This is a genomic window from Actinomadura sp. NPDC000929 (assembly GCF_040492065.1).
Lineage (GTDB): Bacteria > Actinomycetota > Actinomycetes > Streptosporangiales > Streptosporangiaceae > Spirillospora > Spirillospora verrucosospora.
In genome coordinates, this window is sequence record NZ_JBEUPA010000009.1 from 17,579 (window position 1) to 37,502 (window position 19,924).

The window sequence follows — 19,924 nt, forward strand, 5'->3', positions numbered from 1 at the left end:
CCACGGCGGCCCGTGCTATCTCCGCCCGTCTCAAGCGGTCCGATGTTCGAGCCCTCGGCCCCGGTACCCCGGCGCGGCTTCCGGTGGGAGACCGACGCCGAGGAGGGCGGTCAGGAGGAGAGCGTTTCGCGGACGGTCATCAGGGCGAAGCCCAGGAGGTTCTCGCCCTGCCAGGAGGCGGGGTGCTCGGCCCGGGGGTCGTCGGCGGTCATGCCGATGCCCCAGACGCGGTCCAGCGGGCTCGCTTCCACGAGGATGCGGTCGCGGGTGCCGGCAAGATAGTCGCGGAGATCTTTGTTCTGGGCGAACTTGGCCTCATTGCCCTTTGTGACAATGGTCACACGATTGTCGCGCCACGTCTGCTCGTCGAAGTCGCGGACGCGGCGGCCGAGGTCTTTCGCGCGTCGGGGATGGGACGCGGCGATGACGGCGGCGGCCGTTTCCTCGTCGCCGAAGAGGCGGGCCTTTTCCGCCATCATGTAGTGCTCGGCGGTCGCGTACGTGACTCCGCCGACGGCGAAGGGGGACGGCCACCACTGGCTGAGGTAGCCGCGACCTAGGGTCTGGTGGCCCCAGAAGAACAGGAACCTCAGGTGCGTGCCCTGCTCCTGGAGGCGGGTCAGCTCGGCGACGTCCATGACCGAGAGCGTGCCAGGGACGGCCGCCGCGGTCCATCCGGTTTCCGCCGGGAATGGATGATCGATTGGCGTTGTTGTGAGGTTTGCCGCGGCCCTGGGTGGGAACCGCGGTCTAGACCATTTTGCGGACCCGGCATCTCGCCGGGACCATCTATTGATCCGGCCCGGCCTTGAACAGGAGGACTGCGGTAACAATGGACAACGCCCTGGCGAACCCCCGGCGGACCAAGATCGACGCGTGGCCCGAATGGCGGCCCGCGGAACCGGACTCCGAGCGCCCCGCGGAGGCCGATGTGTCCGAGGACGAGCTCGCCGCGCACTGACGGCCCTCCGGCCGATAGATGAGAACCCGCCCGGCCCCCGGGCGGGTTCTTCGCGTCCGGCCCCGGGCGCCGCGCCGGAGCCGCCCGTCGGTCGGCTCGGGCGGTCAGAGGACGTTGACCGCCAGTTCGCGGACGGTCCGCTCGTCCACCTCGACGCCGAGGCCGGGGGCGTCGGGGACGTGGGCGGTGCCGTCGCGGATCTCGACGGTCGGCCCCGCGTACGGGGACTCGATGAACTGGCGTCCGTTGAGGTCGACCGGGGTGTCGACGCCGAAGGCCGAGAAGAGGTGCAGGGACGCGGCGAGGCCGAGGTCGGAGTCGGTGAGGCCGGAGCCCATGAGCGCGACGCCGCAGTCCTCGGCGAGGGAGCACAGGCGGCGCGACAGGGTCAGCCCGCCGGTGCGCTGGACCTTCGCGATGGCGACGTCGACCGCGTCCAGGCGGACGAAGGTCGCCAGGTCGGACGGGTGGCGGAGGCTCTCGTCGAGGGCGACCGGAATCGGGCAGGCGTCGCGGAGGCGGCGCAGGCCCGCGATGTCGTTGGCCGGGAGGGGCTGCTCGAACGCGGTCACGCCGAGGTCCTCCAGGCGGCGCGCCAGCGTGAGGGCCGAGCGGACGGTGTAGCCCTGGTTCGCGTCCACCCAGAGCGCCGCGGCGTCGCCCGCGTGCAGGCGGACGGCCTCCACGACGTCGGCGTCCTCGGGGCCGAGGCCGACCTTCACCTTGAACGCCCGGTAGCCGAGGTCGCGGCCCTCGGCGACGCTGTCGGCGACCTCGGCGGAGGTCCGGCCGGAGACGATCCACCCGAGGTCGATCGTCTCGCGGCGGCGCCGGCCCCACAGGACGCCCAGCGGGACCCCGGCGGCGCGGCCGAGGAGGTCGTGGAGGGCGACGTCCACGGCCGACTTGGCCAGGGGCGCGCCGATGCTGAAGCCCCGGTTGATCGCGCGGTCGAAGGCGGTCGTCACGCCGTCGAGGTCCCAGGCGGGACGGCCGGTGATCGCGGGCGCGAGGTACCGGTCGATCGTGGTGACGATGGACTCGGCGGTCTCGTACGTCCAGGCCGGGATGGGGGTCGCCTCTCCCCAGCCGTGCGCGCCCTCGGCGCTGACCTTCACCAGGACGCGCAGGCTGGGCCGCCCGGCGACGGCGACCGCGCCGCCGGACACCCCGAACGAGCGCCGGGTGGGCAGCGCGACGCAGAACGTCTCGATTTTCTCGATCTTCATTCACGCCTCCGGGAAGCGGGCGCCCGCGGGTCAGCCGGGCGGTGCGGTGCTGCCGCGCAGCACCACCTCGCCCGCGACGCGCTCGATGCGGCTGCGGCGGGTGGCGGGCTCGCGCAGGGCCAGGCCCATGACGCGCTCCCCCATCGCGTTCAGCGGCAGCGCGACGGTGGTGAGGGCCGGGGTCAGGTCGCGGACGATCGAGATGTCGTCGAATCCGGCGAGCGACATCTCCTCCGGCACTAACACGCCGTTGTCGCGCAGCGCGGCGAGCGCGCCGACCGCCATCACGTCCGTGACGGCGAACACGCAGGTCGGACGGTTCTCGCGGCGGAGCAGCTCGGTCGCCGCCCGGTAGCCGCCGTCGCGTGTGAAGGGGGCCTCGACGATGTGCTCGGGCGCGACCCGGACGCCCGCCTCGGCGAGCGCCTCGGTGAATCCGCCGAGCCGGTCGTGGACGGTCGTCAGGGCGCGGGGGCCGGTCAGCACGCCGAAGCTGCGGTGGCCGAGGTCGAGCAGGGCGCGGGCCAGGGCGGCGGCGCCCTCCCGGTTCTGCGGCAGGATGGCGTCGACCTTGAGGCTGCGGTGCCGGCTGAGGACGGCGACGCGGCCGCCGGTGCGCTGGTAGGGGTCGAGCTCGGCGGCCATCGCCCGCTCCCAGTCGCGGTCCTCGAAGCCGGAGCCGATGAGCAGGATCGCGCGGGCGCGCTGGGCGCGCAGCATCGCCACGTACTCGACCTCGCGCGCCGGGTCGCGGAAGGTGCTGGCGAGCATCACCAGCATCCCGTGCTCGGCGGCGGTGCGCATGACGCCGCGGGCGATGGCGGCGAAGTAGGGGTCGCTGACGTCGTGGCAGACCACCCCGACGGACTTGCTGGAGGAGCTGGCGAGCGCCTGGGCGTGCGCGTTCGGGGTGTAGCTCAGCTCGGCCGCCGCGGCCAGGACGCGTTCCCGCAGGTCGGCGCGCACCTGCGAGGTGCCGTTCAGGACGCGGGACGCGGTCGCCAGCGAGACGCTCGCCTCCTTCGCGACGTCCTGCAGGGTCACGTACGCCCGGTCGCCGGTGCGCTCCCCTTCGGCCGCTTCCGTCATCACCGCCCCCTCGGCCGGCACGGGCCCTCGCGGCGGGTTCCTGGCGAAGACCCTCTTGACCGCGGCGCGCGCCGCTTCTTACGGTACATCAGAAAGCGCTTTCTGAACGCGCTTTCCAAACCACCCCGTCCGGAGGAACCCATGGTGAGTCAGGGTACGACGGCCGCCCCGCCCTCGGCGGACGCGGCGGGCGTCGTGGAACGCGCCAGGCCCGGCGCGGGCGAACGGATCCGCGACGGCCTGGAACGGTCGTGGCGGCCCGTCGCCCTGCTGGTGGCCTGCTTCGCCGCGTGGTGGGCGATCAGCGCCTTCAAGCTGGTCGAGGCCTACCTCGTCCCCTCGCCCGGCGCGACGCTGCGGCTGATGGGCGACAAGTGGGGCTACATCTGGCACCACACGTGGGTCACCACGTACGAGACCCTGATCGGCTTCGCGCTCGCGGTGCTCATCGGCGTCGCGTCCGCGGTGATCATGGTGTACTCGTCGACGGTCGAGCGCACCCTCTACCCGATCCTGCTGTTCGCGCAGGTCGTCCCGAAGATCGCGATCGCCCCGCTGTTCGTGGTGTGGCTCGGCTTCGGCATCGGTCCCAAGATCGTCGTGGCGGTGCTGATCGCCTTCTTCCCGGTGGTGATCTCGATGGTCGCCGGGCTGAAGGCGGTGGATCCGGAGATGCTGCAGCTGTCGGCCACGATGGGCGCGAGCCCGATGGCCACGTTCTCCAAGATCCGGCTGCCGGCGTCGCTCCCGCACCTGTTCTCCGGCCTGAAGGTCGCGGTCACCCTGGCCGTCACCGGCGCCGTGGTCGGCGAGTTCGTCGGCGCGAACGAGGGGCTCGGCTACGTGATCCTGCAGGCCAACGGCAATCTCGACACCCCGATGCTGTTCGCCGGGCTGCTGGTCATGTCGGCCATCGGCGTGGTGCTGTTCGTCGTCGTCGAGGTCGCGGAGAAGCTGCTGCTGCCGTGGCACGCGAGCCGCCGCGGCGACGCCGTCACCACGACGTACTGACGGCGCCGCCCGGCGGTGCGCCGGCGCGCCCCCCGCCACCCGAACCGCCCGCCCGGAATCCGCCGGACGGGACGTCCCGACAGTCCAACGGCCGAGCACGACCCACCCCATCTACGGAGAGCCGTCCAATGAAACTCCGCACCCTCGCCATCGCCGTCATGGCGCCGGCCCTCGCACTCGCCGGCACCGCCTGCGGCGGTGACTCGGGCGACAGCACGAGCGCCTCGGGCAAGAAGCTGACCAAGGTCACCCTGACCCTGAACTGGTACCCCTACGGCGAGCACGCGCCGTTCTACTACGGCAAGAAGAAGGGCATCTTCGAGAAGCACGGCATCGACCTGGAGATCAAGGCGGGCCAGGGCTCGCAGAAGACCGTCCAGGCCACCGGCGCCGGGCAGACCGACTTCGGCTGGGCCGACACGCCCGCGCTGCTCGCCGCCGTCGACAAGGGCATGCCGGTCAAGAGCATCGGCGTGTTCCTGCAGACGACGCCCGCGTCCGTGCAGTCGTTCACCTCGGCCGGGATCAAGAAGCCCGCCGACCTGAAGGGCAAGAAGATCGCCGGAACGGCCGGGGACGCGCTGGCGCGCACCTTCCCCGTCTTCCTGCAGAAGAACGGGATGAGCGCGAGCGACGTCCCCGTCCAGAACACCGACCCGGCCGGGAAGATGGCCGCGGTGCTGGCCGGCAAGACCGAGGGCCTCATGGGCTTCGCGAACGACCAGGGCCCGACGATGGCCGCCAAGTCCGGCAAGGAGGTCTCGTACCTGCGGTACTCCGACTTCGGGCTGAACTTCTTCTCCAACGGCCTGCTGGCCGGCGAGCGGAAGCTGAAGAGCGACGCCAAGCTCGTCAAGGAGATGGTCGCGGCGACGAGCGAGTCGTGGACGGCCGCGGAGGGCGACCAGGCGGGCGCCGTCGCGAGCATGGCGGGCGCGTCCGAGCAGCTGCCGCCCGAGAAGGTGCTCACCGAGCAGTTCAAGACCACGCTGACGCTGCTGCACACCCCCGCGACGCAGGGCAAGGCGCCCGGCGTCAACTCCGAGGACGACTGGAAGCAGACGATCGCCACCTTCCAGCAGGCCGGGGTCATCGGCAAGGCGCAGGCGCCGTCGGAGTACTGGCAGGCGTCGGCCGCTCCGCAGACGTGACGGGACGAGCGATGAGGATCATGAGCGAGAAATCCACCGCGAAGCCGGACACCGGCCGGGAGACGGGCCGGGAGAACGCCGTCAGCCTCAATGAGGTCGCCGTCCGGTTCCGCACCCGCAAGCGCGACGTCACCGCCCTGCGCGAGGTGTCGCTGGAAGTCCCGATGGGCGAGTTCGTCGCGATCGTCGGTCCGTCCGGCTGCGGCAAGTCCACGATGCTGAAGCTGGTCGCGGGGCTGCTGAAGCCCTCGACCGGGGACGTGCGGCTGCGCGGCGACAAGGTCACGGCGCCGCGCCCGGACATCGGCTACGTGTTCCAGCGGGCCGCGCTGCTGGAGTGGCGCAGCGCCCGCAAGAACATCCTGCTCCAGGCGGAGATGCGCAAGATGCCGGCCGAGCAGGCCCGCAAGCGGACCGCCGAGCTGATCGAGATGACCGGCCTGAAGGGCTTCGAGGACGCGCTGCCGCACGAGCTGTCGGGCGGCATGCAGCAGCGGGTCGCGCTGTGCCGGGCGCTGCTGCACGAGCCGCGCGTCCTGCTGATGGACGAGCCGTTCGGCGCGCTCGACGCCCTCACCCGCGAGCAGCTCAACATCGAGATGAACCGGATCTGGCGGGAGACGGGCACCACCGTCCTGCTGGTCACGCACTCCATCGCGGAGGCCGCCTACCTGGCCAACCGCGTCGTGGTGATGACCGACAGGCCCGGGTCGATCGCCGAGATCATCGACGTCGACCTGCCCGCGGAGCGCGACTACGCCGCCACGATGGCCCGCCCGGAGTTCGCCCGCGTCACCAACCGCGTCCGGGGACTTCTCGGCGCGGGCGCCGCGGCGGACTGACCGGCGCCGACCGACCGGGCGCGCCACCGACCGGCGCGCCCTGCTCGGCACGCCGGAGGGCGCGCCGCACTGGACACACGACAGGCTAGGAAGGAACGGGATGGCACGCAGGTCCATCGGGATCGTCATGAACGGCGTCACCGGCCGGATGGGGTACCGCCAGCATCTTCTGCGCTCGATCCTCGCGATCAGGGAGCAGGGCGGGGTCCGCACGGCCGAGGGCACCGTGCTGTGGCCGGAGCCGGTGCTGGTGGGACGCAGCGAGACCAAGCTGCGCGAACTGGCCGAACGGCACGGGCTGACGGCGTGGACGACCGACCTGGCCGAGGCGCTGGCGCGTCCGGACACCGACGTCTACTTCGACGCCCAGGTCACCTCCGCGCGGGTCGAGGCGATCCGCGCGGCGGTGGCCGCCGGCAAGCACGTCTACACCGAGAAGCCCATCTCGGAGGATCTCGACGAGGCGCTCGCCCTGGCGCGCCTGGCCGACGAGGCCGGCATCAAGCACGGCGTGGTGCAGGACAAGCTGTTCCTGCCGGGGTTGCTCAAGCTCAAGCGGCTGGTGGACGGCGGGTTCTTCGGCCGGATCCTGTCGGTGCGCGGCGAGTTCGGGTACTGGGTGTTCGAGGGCGACTGGCAGGAGGCCCAGCGGCCCAGCTGGAACTACCGCGCCGAGGACGGCGGCGGCATCATCCTGGACATGTTCTGCCACTGGCGGTACGTGCTGGACGGGGTGATCGCGCCGGTCCGGTCGGTGCAGGCGCTGGGCGCGACCCACATCGGCGAGCGGGTGGACGAGCACGGCAAGCCCTACGAGGCCACCGCCGACGACGCCGCCTACGGGATCTTCGAACTGGAGGGCGGGATCGTCGCCCAGATCAACTCCTCGTGGGCCACCCGGGTGTTCCGCGACGAGCTGGTCGAGTTCCAGGTCGACGGCACGGAGGGGTCGGCCGTCGCGGGGCTGCGGCGGTGCCGCGTCCAGCACCGGTCGATGACGCCGAAGCCGGTGTGGAACCCCGACCTGCCCGCCACCGAGGACTTCCGCTCGCAGTGGCAGGAGATCCCCGACAACACCGAGTTCGACAACGGCTTCAAGACCCAGTGGGAGATGTTCCTGCGCCACGTCGCCGACGACGGCCCCTTCCCCTGGGACTTCTACGCCGGAGCGCGCGGCGTCCAGCTCGCCGAGCTGGGCCTGCGGGCGTGGCGGGAGGGCCGCCGCCTCGACGTCCCGGAGCTGACCCGATGAGGATCGACCTGCCCGGGGCGCCCGGCCACGTGATGAGCGAGCCGCGCACCTACAAGCCGCCCGCGGGACCCGCCGCGTCGCGCGTCGCGTACGCGGCCGCGCACGTGGTGGCCGGGGACGGGGCGGCGGGCGACGCGGGCCTGGACTGGGACGCGACGCTGGCGTTCCGCCGGCACCTGTGGTCCTACGGGCTGGGCGTCGCCGAGGCGATGGACACCGCCCAGCGCGGCATGGGCCTGGACTGGGCGACGACCCGCGAGCTCATCGTGCGGAGCGGTGAGGAAGCGCTTTCAGCAGGGGGCCGGATCGTCTGCGGGGCGGGCACCGACCAGCTGCCCGCGGGGCCCGCGTCGCTGGAGCAGATCGCCGCCGCCTACGAGGAGCAGCTCGCCGTCATCGAGTCCGTCGGCGCGGTGCCGGTGCTGATGGCGAGCCGGCACCTGGCCGCCGCGGCGAGCGGCCCGGAGGACTACGCCGCCGTGTACGGGCGGCTGCTGGCCCAGGTCAGGCGGCCGGTCGTGCTGCACTGGCTGGGCCCGATGTTCGACCCGGCGCTGGAGGGCTACTGGGGCTCGGCCGACCTGGACGTGGCGTCCGGCGCGCTGCTCGCGCTGATCGGCGAGCACGCGTCCAGGATCGACGGGGTGAAGATCTCGCTGCTGGACGCGGCGCGGGAGATCGACCTGCGCCGCCGGCTGCCGGCCGGGGTCCGGCTCTACACCGGCGACGACTTCAACTATCCGGAGCTGATCCGGGGCGACTCCGAGGGGCACAGCGACGCGCTGCTCGGCGTCTTCGACCCCATCGCGCCCGCCGCCGCGGCCGCCCTGCACGCGCTGGACGGCGGCGACACCGCGTCCTACGAGGAGATCTTCGCCCCCACGGTGCCGCTGGCCCGGCACCTCTTCGAGACGCCCACCTACTACTACAAGACGGGAGTGGTGTTCCTGGCCTGGCTGACCGGCCACCAGCGGCATTTCCGGATGGTCGGCGGGCTGGAGACCGCGCGTTCGGTGACGCACATGGCCGGCCTCTTCCGGCTGGCCGACGCCGCCGGCCTCTTCCCCGACCCCGACCTCGCGGCGCACCGGATGCGCGCCTGGCTGACCGTCCAGGGAGCCGCGTGATGGGGGCGGGCGCGTGAAGAGGTTCAGCCTGAACCAGTGGACGACCAGGCACTGGCCCCTGGAGGAGCTGGCCGCCGGCTGCGCGTCCGCCGGGGTGACGGGTGTCGGGCTGTGGCGCGAGCCCGTCGCCGAGTACGGCCTGGCCCGCACCGGCGCGCTCATGCGCGACCACGGGCTGGCGGTCACGTCCCTGTGCCGGGGCGGCTTCTTCCAGGAGCCGGACGCGCTGGAGAACAACCGCCGCGCCGTCGAGGAGGCGGCCGAGCTGGGCGCGCCCTCCCTGTGCCTGGTCAGCGGCGGCCTTCCGGACGGGTCCCGCGACCTGGACGGGGCGCGCTCGCGCGTCGCCGACGTCCTGGCCGAGCTCGCGCCCTACGCGGGCGAGCACGGCGTCCAGCTCGCGATCGAGCCCCTGCACCCGATGTTCTGCTCGGACCGCTGCGTCGTCTCCACCCTCGGGCAGGCGCTCGACCTCGCGGCGCCCTTCCCGTCCTCCCAGGTGGGCGTCATGGTCGACACCTATCACCTGTGGTGGGACCCGGCGGTGTGGGACGGTATCGCCCGCGCGGGCGCCGAGGGCCGGATCTCGCTGTTCCAGGTCGCCGACTGGGTGACGCCGCTGCCCGAGGGCGTCCTCACCGGGCGCGGCATGCTCGGTGACGGGCGCATCGAGCTGCGCCGCTTCCGCGAGGCGGTGGACGCCACCGGCTACACCGGCCCGATCGAGGTGGAGATCTTCAACGACGCGCTGTGGGCCATGCCGGGCCCCGAGGCCCTCGCCCTGACGATGGCGCGTTACGAGGAACACGTCCTCAAGGAAGACGGGGCGTGACGTCCGCTCCGGCGCGCCCGCGCGCGTCCGGCCCCGGCGGGGGGCGGACGTGGCGGGCGGCGGCCGGGGCGTGGCTCGGGATCGGGACGGCGCCGGGCGCGCTCGTCCTCGGGGCGCAGGTCGGCGGGCGGCACGGCGGCGCGCTGCCCGTCCCGGTCCTGGTGGTCGGCGGGGCGGTCATGGCCGCGCTGCTCGCCGCGCAGGGACGTCTCGGCCTGCGGGAGCCGGCCGGCGAGAACGCCGCCATGGCCGACCTCGCGCCCCGCTACCTCCCCCCGGTCGCCGAGCGCGCCTTCACCGCCCTGCTCGCGGTCGCGATGGCCGGCTGGTTCGGGTTCAACGTCGGCCTCGGCGGGGCGGCCGCCGCGGCGCTCGGCGGAGTCCCGGACGCGGCCGGGGTCGCGGCGCTGACCGTCCCGACGGTCGCGGTGCTGGTGGCGGGCGGCGGGCGGTGGAACGCGGTCGCGGTCGCCACCACCCTCACCGCGGTCGCGCTGATCGGCATCGTCGCGGTGAGGCTCGCGCCGCCCGCGTCGCCGGTCTCGCTCTCCCGCGACGGGCCGCCGGGCGTCCTCGCCGCGGACCTCGCCGGGTACATCGGGTACGTGTCGGTGTTCGCCGTGCGGGCCCCCGACTTCACCGTCGGCCTGCGCGGCCGCCGCGACCTCGCGGCCTGCGTCGCGCTGCTGGTCGTCCCCGCCCTGGCGGCCTCCGTCGTCGGGGCCGGGGTCGCGGCGGCCAGCGGCTCCACCGACGTGGTCGCGGTCCTCGCCGGGCCGGGCGGGCTGCCGGCCGCGAACCTGTTCGTCGCCGCGTCGGTCATCGCCCCGACCCTCGCCGCCGTCCACTCCGGCGCCCTCGCCGTCGACCGCTTCCTCCCCCGCCCCACCGTCCCGCGAGAGGATGCGGGTTCGGGGGACGGGAGGACGCTCGGCCGGTTCCGGCCGCGGGTGGAGGGGCGGCGGGTCGCGGCGGTGCTGGCGATCGCGGTGCCCGGGGCCGTGCTCGCGGCGCTGCGGGTCGACCGGATGCTGCTCGAATGGCTGACGGTGCTCGCGGCGGCGCTGCCGGCGCTCGTTCCGCCGATGGCGGCGGAGTTCGGGCGGAGGCGGCGCGGGCGCGCGGGACGGCCCGTGGCGACGTGGATCTGGGCGCCCGGTGCGGCGGTGGCCGTGGGGCTGACCCTGGCCGGGCACGCGGCCGCCGCCCCCGTCGGTCTCGTCGTCTCCACGGCCGCGACGCTGGTCCACGCGTGGTTCCCCCGGAGCGGTCGCGACGAGATGACCACATCCGGCTCGTCCGAAATTCGTCCTTGACGTCGGCCGAGCCCAGTCGTACCTTCTGGAAAGCGCTTCCAGAAAGCGCTTTCCTGCCACCGATCCCCACCCTAGGACGGCTGGAATGCGAAGTAAGCTCACCTGGTGTCTCCTCGCGATCGCGGCGCTGATGCTGCCGCTGCTCAGCGTGCCGCCCGCGGCGCTGGCCCGGGACGACGCCCCGATCCTCGACCCGATCCCCGAAGACCCCGCACCGTCCGGCCTCGGCCTCGTCCTCCAGGAGGTCGCGCAGCTGCCGAAGTCGACCCCGACGGGCACCCCCACCGACCCGCGGCTGCTGCGGTGGAACCGCATCAACTACGTCGGCGAGGTCCCCGACAACTCGGGGCGCCTGTACGTGCCGGACCTGAACGGCAACCTGTACATGCTCGACAAGAAGACCCGCACCCCCCACGTCTACCTGGACGTCGCCGCCACGTTCGCGCCCGACTTCTTCTCCCAGGCCGGACTCGGGCAGGGCTTCGGCTTCGTCGCGTTCCACCCTGACTTCCGGAAGAACGGGAAGTTCTACACCACGCACGTCGAGGCGGGCGAGGCGCTCAAGACCAAGACACCCGACCTCACCGCGCAGCCGAAGACCGGCTACCACGGCGTCGTCGACGAGTGGACGGCCAAGGACCCGAAGGCCGGCACCTTCTCCGGGACGCACCGCGAGATCCTGCGCATCGGGTTCGCCGGGCGCATCCACAACCTCCAGCAGATCGACTTCAACCCGAACGCCCGTCCCGGCGACGCCGACTACGGCAAGCTCTACCTGTCGGTCGGCGACGGCGGCAACGGCAACGTCGGCGACAACGGCGGCGACCCGCAGAACCTCGGCGTGCCGCAGGGCAAGATCCTGCGGATCGACCCCGCCGGGAAGAACAGTGCCAACGGCAAGTACGGCGTTCCGGCCGACAACCCGTTCGCCGGGCAGGCGGGCAAGCTCGGCGAGATCTACGCCTACGGCATGCGCGACCCGCACCGGTTCAGCTGGGACACCGGCGGCACCCACCGGCTGTTCCTCGCGCACATCGGCGAGCACGAGATCGAGTCGATCCACGAGCTCTACCCCGGCGCGAACATCGGGTGGAGCGAGCGGGAGGGCGCGTTCACGTTCCGCAAGGACGACCGCTGCCACCTCTACCCGCTGCCGGCCGACGACGCCAAGTACGACTACGAGTACCCGCTCGCGGCCTACGACCACGACCCGCCCGCCGACTGGAACTGCTCCAGCGACGTCGGCCGCGCCATCTCCGGCGGCTACGTGTACCGCGGTGCGAAGCTGCCCGCACTGCGCGGCAAGTACCTGTTCACCGACATCGTGAGCGGCCGGCTCATGTACACCGAAGAGTCGGAGATGAAGCACGACTCGACCGGCACCAACCGCGCCCAGATCTACGACCTGGCGGCCTTCGACACCTCCGGCAAGCCCGTCACGATGCAGCAGCTGGCCGGCGACCAGCGCGTCGACCTGCGGTACGGCTCGGACGGCAAGGGCGAGCCGTACCTGCTCGCCAAGGCCAACGGCAAGATCTGGAAGGTCGTCGGGACGAAGCGGGTCGCGGCCGGCGCGGCCGGTCCGGTCCGCGTCGGGAACGCGATGGGCGCCGAGAACTGGACGCCCGTCACGCCGTCCAAGTGGCAGTTCCCTGGCGACCAGGTGGTCCTGGCCGAGGCCGGGGTGCAGCGCCCGGGTCCGCGCCGCCCGTTCGAGTACGCGGTGCTGAACAAGGGCCCCGCCCTCACCTCGGCGCGGATCGACGCGGAGGTGCGGCTGGACACTCCGGTGTCGGTCAGCAACCGGGACGTGATCGTCGTCTTCGGCTACCAGGACGACACGCACTTCTACTACGCCCACCTGTCCAGCGACAACACCATCTACCCGCACAACGGGATCTTCCTGGTGAACGGCGCCGACCGGCTGCGCATCGACCAGCAGTGGAACGCCACCCGGTCGCACGGCGCCCCGCCGGCCATCACCGACGAGGCGTGGCACCGCGTCCGGGTGGACCGCCGGGCGGACACCGGTGAGATCGCCGTGTACGTGGACGGGGCGTCCAAGCCCGTCTTCACGGCCCTCGACAAGACCCTCGGCTCCGGCCGGGTGGGCTTCGGCTCGTTCGACAACATCGGCCGGCTCCGCGACCTGACGGTCCGCGGAACCCCGGCGCAGTAACGGCCTCCTCCGGGCGGGCGCCGCGAGCCTGCGCCCGCCCGGAGGGCCCCAAGGAGTCGACATGATGATTCGCCGCGGCACCGCCGCACTCACCACCGCACTGCTGGGCGCGTCGCTGTGCGTCGCCGCAGCCCCGGCCGACGCCTCGACCGGCGGCGTCTTCCCGCCGCTCCGGCAGAACCTGATCTCCTACTACGACTTCGAGCACCCCGTCCCGGGCGACCCGTCCCGCGAGGCCGACAGCGGACGCTCCGGAACGACGATCAACCTCATCAACGGCGGCGCGGCCATGCGGGTGCGGGACGGCGAGCGCCGGCACGCCATCCAGCTCGGGCAGGTCAACCCGTCCGCGAAGGGCAACGACGACTGGAAGGCGGGGCTCTACTCCGCGTCCGGCGTCCCGTCCCTGCACGCGTTCAGCTCCGCCAAGGGCGCGACCCTCGCGGGCTGGTTCAAGATGACCGGGACGAACCCGAGCCCCAACACCGAGACGTCCAACCCGAGCGACGTCTACAACGCGGTCGGCCTGTCCGGCCTGCTCACCGGCGACTCCGACGGCCACGCCGTGCGCGCCCTGCTGGAGATCATCGAGGTCTCCGGCAAGCTCCACGTCGTCGCGCTGGGCCGCCGCGTGGACGGCTCGAAGTCGCAGACGTTCGCGGCGAGCGAGGACTGGCAGAGCATCCTCCCCCAGAACACCTGGGTGCACCTCGCCGCGACGTTCGACTACGACACCGGCGAGATGGCGCTCTACAAGGACGGGCGGCCGCTGGACGGCTTCTACACCACGGCCGGGGACCCGTGGGGGCTCGAAGGCGCCCCCGAGCCCGACGTCACGTCCGCCACGGACCCCCGCGGCATCAAGATCGGCGGCAGCTACCCGCAGAACACCGCGGAGAAGAACCCCTGCAACTGCCGCATGGACGGCCTGATGTTCCTCGACCGCCCCCTCACCCCGAAGGAAGCGGCCATCCAGTACAAGTTCGCCAACCGCTGACCTCCCACCCCCACCGCCGGCGTCCTACGGGCGCCGGCGGTGCCTTTTCATGTGCGGAGGCAGGCCGTGTAGAGGGCGGTGTCCGTGGCGGCCAGGAGGGTGCCGTCGGGGGCCAGGGACAGGTCGTTGGCGGGGGCGGGGAGCCTGACACGGTGGGACGGGGCCGGGGAGGCGGCGTTCCAGGCGAGGAGGGTGTGGGGAGCGTCCTGGAGAGCGGCGGCCACCAGGAGGTGTCCGTCGACCAGGGCCGCGGCCACATGGTCGCAGGGGGCCGGAGTGGACAGGGTCGCGAGGCGGTCGCCGTCGAGGCCGTGCACGCCCAGGCCCTCAGGGGCCGGGTAGAGGAGCACGAGGCCGTCCGGGGACGGGGTGAGGGCCGTGGCGGGGGGCAGGGACGCGGACGGGGCGCGCGACGGGGCCGTGGCGATCTCCTCGCCGCGTTCGAGGTCGAGGAGCGTGACCGCGGAGTCGCCGGTCAGGCCGGTGATGGGACCCGTGGCGGGCGTCGCGTGCAGGAGCCGGCGGCCGATCGCGCTGCGGTGGCCGAGCCAGAGGTGGAAGCTCGCGAGGCGGTCGCCCGTGAGCGCGTCCCACACGGCGACCTCGGCGTCGTTCGCGGGGCCGAAGACGGCCACGACGGCGCCGCGGCCGTGGTGGACGGTGAGGCCGACCAGGTCGGGCTGGGCGTCCAGGGTGAGTTCGCGGCCCGTGCCGAGGTCGTGGACGTGGAGGCGGTCGCGGTGCGTCCAGGCGACGGTCGGGGACCCAGCGGGGAGCCCGAACGCCCAGTCGGCCCGGTCGGCCGGGAAGTCGGGGATCGGCGGGCCGAGCGGCGCGCCGGCCGCCAGGTCCCACGCCTGGCCGATGTTCACTCCCTGCCCGACGCGGGAGGCGAACGCGAGCGACGGGCGCTCGGCGGTGGCGGCGACGCCGTCGAAGGACCCCCGCGCCAACGGGTCCGCCAGCACGCTTTCCGGCATGCGTCGGAGCGTAGGCCACGCGGCGGAGATCGTTCCAGACAGTCGCGAAATCGGGAGGGTCAAGCCCGAGTCAACCGGGCGGGAGTGGACGGCGGGCGCGCGTCAGCCGAGGGCGCGCAGGCGCGCGGCGACGTCCTCCGGCGGGACGTCGTTGATCCAGGCGGCCATGCCCGACTCCGAGCCCGCCAGGTATTTGATCTTGTCGGCGGCGCGCCGGATCGAGAACAGCTCCAGGTGCAGGCGGAGCAGCTCGCGGCCCTCGCCGACGGGCGCCTGGTGCCAGCCCGCGACGTAGGGCAGCGGGGTCTCGTAGAGGGCGTCGCAGCGGCGCAGCAGGTCGCGGTAGAGGACGGCCAGCTCGTCGCGCTCCCCCGCGTCGAGGGCGGCCATGTCGGGGACGTGGCGGTGCGGCGTCAGGTGCACCTCGACCGGCCAGCGGGCGGCGGCGGGGACGTAGGCCGTCCAGTGCTCGCCGGCCAGCACGACGCGGCCGCCGGCGCGCTCGGCCTTCAGGACGTCGCCGAACAGGTCGGGGTTCGCGGACGCGGACGCCAGCATCCGCTCGGTGCGGGGGGTGAGGAACGGGTAGGCGTAGATCTGGCCGTGCGGGTGGTGCAGGGTCACGCCGATCTCGACGCCGCGGTTCTCGAACGCGAAGACCTGCGCGACGCCGGGGATCGCCGACAGCTCGGCGGTGCGGTCGGCCCACGCGTCGACGACCGTCCGGACGCGGGAGACGGGCAGCTGCGCCATCGAGGCGGAGTGGTCGTCGGTGAAGCACACGACCTCGCAGCGCCCGGCGCCGCGGGACCGTTCCACCCCGTCGATCGAGCCCGCGCCGTCGACCGAGCCCGGCACCGGCGGGGTGCGGACGTCGAAGGACGGGAAGCGGTTCTCGAACACGGCGACGTCGTAGGACGGGTCGGGGATCTCCGAGGCCGGGCCGCCGGGGCACAGCGGGCACTGGTCGGCGGGCGGCAGGAACGTCCGCGTGTTGCGGTGCCTGGTGATCGTGACGTGGTCGCCGGTCAGCGGGTCGCGGCGGACCTCGCACACCGGCTCGACCGGCGGCAGGCCGCGCGGGTCCGCGACGGGGGCCCGGCCGGGGGCCTCGTCGTAGTAGACGATCTCGCGGCCGTCCGAGAGCCGCGCGCGTGTCCGGTTCATCTCGTCCGGCAGCCTACAGCGCCGGGGCGTCCGCCCGCGTCGTCTTCTCGTGCACCGTCAGCAGGTACTTGACCAGCGCCGTCAGCACCTCCTTGCCGGACGTGCGCTCCCGTACGTCGCACATCACGACCGGGGTCCCCTCGCTGAGGTCGAGCGCCTCCCGGATCTCGTCGGGCGTGTAGTCGTAGCCGTCGTCGAAGCGGTTCACCGCGATGACGAACGGCAGGCCCCGGTTCTCGAAGTAGTCCACGGCGGGGAAGCAGTCCGAGAGGCGGCGGGTGTCGGCGAGCACGACCGCGCCGAGCGCCCCGAAGGACAGCTCGTCCCACATGAACCAGAACCGGTCCTGGCCGGGCGTGCCGAACAGGTAGAGCACGAGGCCGTCGCGGATCGTGATGCGGCCGAAGTCCATCGCGACCGTGGTGGTGGTCTTCTGCTCGACGCCCTCGGTGTCGTCGACGCCGACGCCCCGGTCGGTGAGCAGCTCCTCGGTCTGCAGCGGGCGGATCTCGCTGACGGAGCCGACGAGCGTCGTCTTGCCGACGCCGAAGCCCCCGGCGACGAGGATCTTCACCGCGACCGGGGTCGCCGGGCCGACCCCCTCCGGGGACGGCCCCGCGCTCCCTCCGGCGGCCGCACCGGCGTTCTCAGAGGGCTTGAAGACCATGGAGCACTTCCCTCAGCAGACGTTCCTTGGAGAGCGCGCTCTCCTGTTGGGGACGGGTGGCGGTGATCAGTCTGTGGTGGAGCAGATCGCCGAGCAGCACCCGCACGACGACGAGCGGCAGCCCGACCCGCGCCGCGACCTCGGCCACCGGCAGCGGTTGCAGGCACATCTCCAGAATGTCGAGATGCTCGGGACCGATGCCGGGTGAGCCCGACCGCGGCCGCGCCGCGGTCGAGATTATCGTGATCATGTCGAAGGCCTCGCCGGTCGCGGGCCTGGCGCGCCCGCGGGTGAGCGCGTACGACCGCACGATCGGGCCGGCCTCGTCATCGAGCCATTCGCTGCCAGGACCGGTCATGGTCCGTCACGATTCCTCGGTGTCGAGGGACTCGGCGCGGCCGCGCCGGGTGCCCTGCTGGATGGACGACATCATCGACCGCAGCTGCTCGGGCGACCGGTCGGCGCGGGCGGAGGGCGCGGGACCGGCCGGCGCGGAGTTCTCCTCCCGCAGCTGCGAGGCCATGTTCTCCTGCCTGACCCGCTTCGGCAGCGAGGGCCGGTCGGCGCCGGGCGACTTGCCCGGGGGCCGGCGCCGCACCTCGCGGGGCGAGCGCGGCACGCTCGGCGGGGGCGGCGACGGCGCGGGCTCGGCCTCGGGCGGCGGGTCGCCCCACGGCGACGGGGCCGCCCGGGGCGTCGGCGCCGGGCCCTGGATCGGCTCCTCGAACACCGGGAGGGGCCCGGTCAGCGCGTCCGCCTCCGCGAGCGGCTCCCCGGGCGCGGGCACGGGGGTGGCCGGGGGGATGAACGGGCGGGCGGGCTGGGCGAGCGGCTCCCGCGGCGGAGGGGGCGCCGGGGACGGGGCCGCGGACGGGGCGGCGTGCCGTCCGGACGGCAGGTGCAGCACGGAGCCGCCCTCGCCCAGGACCGGCTGGGGGCCGCTGCGGACGCTCGCGCCGCCGTTCACGACCGTGCCGACGGGGACGAGGGCGTCCTCGGCGCGGCGGGTGGTCAGAGCGGGTGCGCTGTGCACCGGCGCGCCCTCGTCGGGGACGACGAGCTCCTCGGGCAGCAGCACGATCGCGGTCATGCCGCCGTAGGGGGACGTCCGCAGGGTGACCTTGATGTTGTGCCGGCGGGCCAGCCGGCCGACGACGAACAGGCCGAGCTGCGCGCTGTCGGACAGGTCGAACTCGGCGGCGGTGGCGAGCCGCTCGTTGGCGGCGGCGAGGCTGGGCTCGTCCATGCTGAGGCCGCGGTCCTCGACCTCCAGCGTGAAGCCGTGCGAGACGGCCTGCCCGTGCACCTGGACGGTCGTGTGCGGCGGCGAGAACGTCGCGGCGTTCTCGATCAGCTCGGCGAGCAGGTGGATGACGTCGGCGACGGCCGGGCCGACGATGGCGGCGCGGGTCATCGGGGCGACGTTGACGCGGGTGTAGTCCTCGACCTCGGACGCGGCGGCGCGGGCGACGTCCACGATCGCGACGGGGCTGCGCCAGCCGCGGCCGGGCGCCTGCCCGGACAGGATGATCAGGCCCTCGGCGTGCCGGCGCATGCGGGTGGCGAGGTGGTCGACCCGGAACAGGTCCTCCAGGTCGTCGGGGGTCTCGATGCGCCGCTCCATCGAGTCCAGCAGCTTGAGCTGGCGGTGCAGCAGCGTCTGGCTGCGGCGGGCGAGGTTGACGAACACGTCGCTGACGTTGCGGCGCAGCGTCGCCTCCTCGACGGCGCTCTGGATCGCGGTGCGGCGGGCGGCGTTGAACGCCTCGCCGACCTGGTCGATCTCGCGGGTGCCGAACGCCAGCGGCGGCGCCTCGGCGGCCACGTCGACCTCCTCGCCGAGGCGCAGCCGGCGGATCACGCCGGGCAGCCGGACGTCGGCCAGGTCGATCGCCTCGCGGCGCAGCCCGCGCAGCTCGCGGATGATGGACCGGGCGACCCAGACCGCGAGGACGAGGGTGGCGACGACCGCGACCAGTCCGAGCGCGCCCGCGAGGACGACGCGGGTGATGATGCCCTCGGAGATCGGCTGGGCGCGCTTCTCGGCGCCCGCCGACACCGACAGTTCGAGCCCGCGGAGCCGGGTGAGGTTGGAGTCGGCGGTGGTCTTCCACAGCGCCCCCGCGGCGCCGGTGGCGTTGACCAGCCGGGGGGAGGCGACGAAGCGGTCCTCCAGCGCGCGGAGCCGGCCGTACTCGGGCATGCCGACGATGCGCTCGTAGTAGGACTGGTCGGGCGAGCGCAGCTCGGCCGCCGTGTAGGTGTAGAGGGTGCGCTGGGTGCCGACGAGCTTGACGTACTGGGCGTGCTCGCCGGGCGTGATCCTGCCGGCGGCGAGGGCGCCCGCCAGCAGCGCGTCCTCCTGCGCGAGGACCTCGCGGGCCCGGGTCAGCGACGCCTCGTTGCGGGCGTCCTTGGCGACCTCGGAGTTGTCCAGCGTCGCGAGGGAGCCCTGGAGCGCGCCGACGTCGCCGAGCAGGGCCGTGTAGTCGGCGAACGCGCGGGCCCGGTCCAGGCGGCCGGCGTCGATGGCGCGGCGCCGGTCCGCCAGGCCGTCCAGCTCGGTGAGGATCTTGCCCGCGATGCGCTGGGCGTCCTCCGGCGCGGCGCCGTCGACGGCCTCGGCCTCGGCGAGCTTGCGGAACAGGTCGGCCTGCCGGTCGGTGACCAGGCGGCCGGACTCCATGGCGGCGCGGTCGCCCTCCGCGCGGCCGCCGAGGTACACCATCGACAGCCGGCGTTCGGCCTGCAGGGCGCTGCCGAGCGCGCCCGACGGGTAGCCGTAGTGGTCCTGGACGGTCTTGACGTGGCGGAGGTTGAGCCCCTCGCCGAGCGCGATGCTCGCGGCGAACGCCCACAGGACGCCCAGGGAGACCACCGAGACGGTGACCATCAGGACGACCTTGAAGCGGATGGAGCGGAAACGCGCGGCCTTGGGAGCCCGCCGGTGTCCGGCGGACGAGTCCGTTGTGCGGCCTCGAATTGGCACTGCGGCAGAACCTTCACTCGATCGGACGACTGACATCGACTGGTCTGGACGGCTGGCATCGATTGCGTGCGGAGCGGCTCACGCGGAACGCAGGAGAGCCTAGGGCGGTCCGCCGCCATGTGTCGACAGTTTCCA

Annotated in this window: 18 protein-coding genes; 10 read left to right on the plus strand and 8 right to left on the minus strand. The window is 73.3% G+C overall.

Annotated features, from left to right (window positions below; all coding sequences use genetic code 11):
• Positions 1-110: 110 nt before the first annotated feature.
• Positions 111-638 carry a riboflavin biosynthesis intermediates N-glycosidase gene (ybiA, locus tag ABWI04_RS05510; protein WP_353831651.1) on the minus strand — a complete coding sequence of 176 codons (528 nt, stop codon included), beginning with the start codon at positions 636-638 and terminating at the stop codon, positions 111-113.
• A gap of 194 nt (positions 639-832) precedes the next feature.
• Between ybiA and ABWI04_RS05515 the strand changes: the two genes are divergently transcribed.
• On the plus strand, positions 833-961 hold the full coding sequence (locus ABWI04_RS05515) for a hypothetical protein (protein WP_268247751.1): 129 nt from the start codon (positions 833-835) through the stop codon (positions 959-961).
• 104 nt (positions 962-1,065) lie between these two features.
• On the opposite strand, the gene ABWI04_RS05520 is transcribed toward ABWI04_RS05515, so the two are convergent.
• Together ABWI04_RS05520 and ABWI04_RS05525 are read right to left on the minus strand one after the other, a co-directional pair.
• Positions 1,066-2,190, minus strand: a complete 1,125-nt coding sequence (locus tag ABWI04_RS05520; protein ID WP_345182710.1) for a mandelate racemase/muconate lactonizing enzyme family protein — start codon at positions 2,188-2,190, stop codon at positions 1,066-1,068.
• A 30-nt stretch (positions 2,191-2,220) separates the two neighbouring features.
• Positions 2,221-3,279: a LacI family DNA-binding transcriptional regulator gene (locus ABWI04_RS05525; RefSeq protein WP_345182711.1), complete on the minus strand. Its 1,059-nt coding sequence runs from the start codon at positions 3,277-3,279 to the stop codon at positions 2,221-2,223.
• 141 nt (positions 3,280-3,420) lie between these two features.
• On the opposite strand from ABWI04_RS05525, the gene ABWI04_RS05530 reads away from it, so the two are divergent.
• From ABWI04_RS05530 to ABWI04_RS05570, 9 genes are all read left to right on the plus strand, one after another.
• Complete coding sequence (locus tag ABWI04_RS05530) at positions 3,421-4,290, plus strand: ABC transporter permease (protein ID WP_345182712.1); 870 nt, start codon at positions 3,421-3,423, stop codon at positions 4,288-4,290.
• A 128-nt stretch (positions 4,291-4,418) separates the two neighbouring features.
• Positions 4,419-5,441 carry an ABC transporter substrate-binding protein gene (locus ABWI04_RS05535; protein WP_345182713.1) on the plus strand — a complete coding sequence of 341 codons (1,023 nt, stop codon included), beginning with the start codon at positions 4,419-4,421 and terminating at the stop codon, positions 5,439-5,441.
• Positions 5,442-5,461: 20 nt separating this feature from the next.
• Positions 5,462-6,283, plus strand: a complete 822-nt coding sequence (locus tag ABWI04_RS05540; protein WP_345182714.1) for an ABC transporter ATP-binding protein — start codon at positions 5,462-5,464, stop codon at positions 6,281-6,283.
• Positions 6,284-6,383: 100 nt separating this feature from the next.
• Positions 6,384-7,535 (plus strand): Gfo/Idh/MocA family protein, encoded by a 1,152-nt coding sequence (locus tag ABWI04_RS05545; RefSeq protein WP_345182715.1) that lies wholly within the window; start codon positions 6,384-6,386, stop codon positions 7,533-7,535.
• Positions 7,532-8,662 carry a dihydrodipicolinate synthase family protein gene (locus ABWI04_RS05550; RefSeq protein WP_378190408.1) on the plus strand — a complete coding sequence of 377 codons (1,131 nt, stop codon included), beginning with the start codon at positions 7,532-7,534 and terminating at the stop codon, positions 8,660-8,662. Before ABWI04_RS05545 ends, ABWI04_RS05550 begins: the two co-directional genes overlap by 4 nt.
• Positions 8,663-8,675: 13 nt before the next feature.
• Entirely contained in the window at positions 8,676-9,494 is an 819-nt protein-coding gene (locus ABWI04_RS05555; RefSeq protein ID WP_345182717.1) for a sugar phosphate isomerase/epimerase family protein, read from the plus strand.
• Complete coding sequence (locus tag ABWI04_RS05560; RefSeq protein WP_353831652.1) at positions 9,491-10,810, plus strand: SLC5/6 family protein; 1,320 nt, start codon at positions 9,491-9,493, stop codon at positions 10,808-10,810. The genes ABWI04_RS05555 and ABWI04_RS05560 overlap by 4 nt, the downstream gene beginning before the upstream one ends.
• Before the next feature lie 85 nt (positions 10,811-10,895).
• Complete coding sequence (locus ABWI04_RS05565; protein ID WP_345182719.1) at positions 10,896-12,989, plus strand: PQQ-dependent sugar dehydrogenase; 2,094 nt, start codon at positions 10,896-10,898, stop codon at positions 12,987-12,989.
• Positions 12,990-13,050: 61 nt separating this feature from the next.
• The gene (locus tag ABWI04_RS05570) at positions 13,051-13,986 is read left to right on the plus strand and encodes a LamG-like jellyroll fold domain-containing protein (protein ID WP_345182720.1); all 936 of its coding nucleotides are present in this window, start codon (positions 13,051-13,053) and stop codon (positions 13,984-13,986) included.
• A gap of 47 nt (positions 13,987-14,033) precedes the next feature.
• On the opposite strand, the gene ABWI04_RS05575 is transcribed toward ABWI04_RS05570, so the two are convergent.
• The 5 genes from ABWI04_RS05575 to ABWI04_RS05595 form a co-directional block, all read right to left on the minus strand.
• A complete protein-coding gene (locus tag ABWI04_RS05575; RefSeq protein ID WP_353831653.1) occupies positions 14,034-14,966 on the minus strand; it encodes a WD40 repeat domain-containing protein in 933 nt (310 codons plus the stop codon).
• Between the two features lie 102 nt (positions 14,967-15,068).
• The gene (gene galT, locus ABWI04_RS05580) at positions 15,069-16,133 is read right to left on the minus strand and encodes a galactose-1-phosphate uridylyltransferase (RefSeq protein ID WP_353831654.1); all 1,065 of its coding nucleotides are present in this window, start codon (positions 16,131-16,133) and stop codon (positions 15,069-15,071) included.
• 13 nt (positions 16,134-16,146) lie between these two features.
• On the minus strand, positions 16,147-16,800 hold the full coding sequence (locus ABWI04_RS05585) for a GTP-binding protein (RefSeq protein WP_345182723.1): 654 nt from the start codon (positions 16,798-16,800) through the stop codon (positions 16,147-16,149).
• A complete protein-coding gene (locus tag ABWI04_RS05590) occupies positions 16,781-17,158 on the minus strand; it encodes a DUF742 domain-containing protein (protein ID WP_185027345.1) in 378 nt (125 codons plus the stop codon). Before ABWI04_RS05590 ends, ABWI04_RS05585 begins: the two co-directional genes overlap by 20 nt.
• A 6-nt stretch (positions 17,159-17,164) precedes the next feature.
• Positions 17,165-19,693, minus strand: coding sequence for a sensor histidine kinase (locus ABWI04_RS05595; RefSeq protein ID WP_353831655.1), 2,529 nt, complete (start codon positions 19,691-19,693; stop codon positions 17,165-17,167).
• Positions 19,694-19,924: the final 231 nt, after the last annotated feature.

Coding starts and splice junctions, on each gene's coding strand:
- ABWI04_RS05525 (WP_345182711.1), bottom strand. CDS start 3,279: ATGACGGAAGCGGCCGAAGGGGAGCGCACCGGCGACCGGGCGTACGTG.
- galT (WP_353831654.1), bottom strand. CDS start 16,133: ATGAACCGGACACGCGCGCGGCTCTCGGACGGCCGCGAGATCGTCTAC.
- ABWI04_RS05590 (WP_185027345.1), bottom strand. CDS start 17,158: ATGACCGGTCCTGGCAGCGAATGGCTCGATGACGAGGCCGGCCCGATC.
- ybiA (WP_353831651.1), bottom strand. CDS start 638: ATGGACGTCGCCGAGCTGACCCGCCTCCAGGAGCAGGGCACGCACCTG.
- ABWI04_RS05515 (WP_268247751.1), top strand. CDS start 833: ATGGACAACGCCCTGGCGAACCCCCGGCGGACCAAGATCGACGCGTGG.
- ABWI04_RS05565 (WP_345182719.1), top strand. CDS start 10,896: ATGCGAAGTAAGCTCACCTGGTGTCTCCTCGCGATCGCGGCGCTGATG.
- ABWI04_RS05550 (WP_378190408.1), top strand. CDS start 7,532: ATGAGGATCGACCTGCCCGGGGCGCCCGGCCACGTGATGAGCGAGCCG.
- ABWI04_RS05535 (WP_345182713.1), top strand. CDS start 4,419: ATGAAACTCCGCACCCTCGCCATCGCCGTCATGGCGCCGGCCCTCGCA.
- ABWI04_RS05570 (WP_345182720.1), top strand. CDS start 13,051: ATGATGATTCGCCGCGGCACCGCCGCACTCACCACCGCACTGCTGGGC.
- ABWI04_RS05520 (WP_345182710.1), bottom strand. CDS start 2,190: ATGAAGATCGAGAAAATCGAGACGTTCTGCGTCGCGCTGCCCACCCGG.
- ABWI04_RS05540 (WP_345182714.1), top strand. CDS start 5,462: ATGAGCGAGAAATCCACCGCGAAGCCGGACACCGGCCGGGAGACGGGC.
- ABWI04_RS05575 (WP_353831653.1), bottom strand. CDS start 14,966: ATGCCGGAAAGCGTGCTGGCGGACCCGTTGGCGCGGGGGTCCTTCGAC.
- ABWI04_RS05585 (WP_345182723.1), bottom strand. CDS start 16,800: ATGGTCTTCAAGCCCTCTGAGAACGCCGGTGCGGCCGCCGGAGGGAGC.
- ABWI04_RS05530 (WP_345182712.1), top strand. CDS start 3,421: ATGGTGAGTCAGGGTACGACGGCCGCCCCGCCCTCGGCGGACGCGGCG.
- ABWI04_RS05545 (WP_345182715.1), top strand. CDS start 6,384: ATGGCACGCAGGTCCATCGGGATCGTCATGAACGGCGTCACCGGCCGG.
- ABWI04_RS05595 (WP_353831655.1), bottom strand. CDS start 19,693: ATGGTCACCGTCTCGGTGGTCTCCCTGGGCGTCCTGTGGGCGTTCGCC.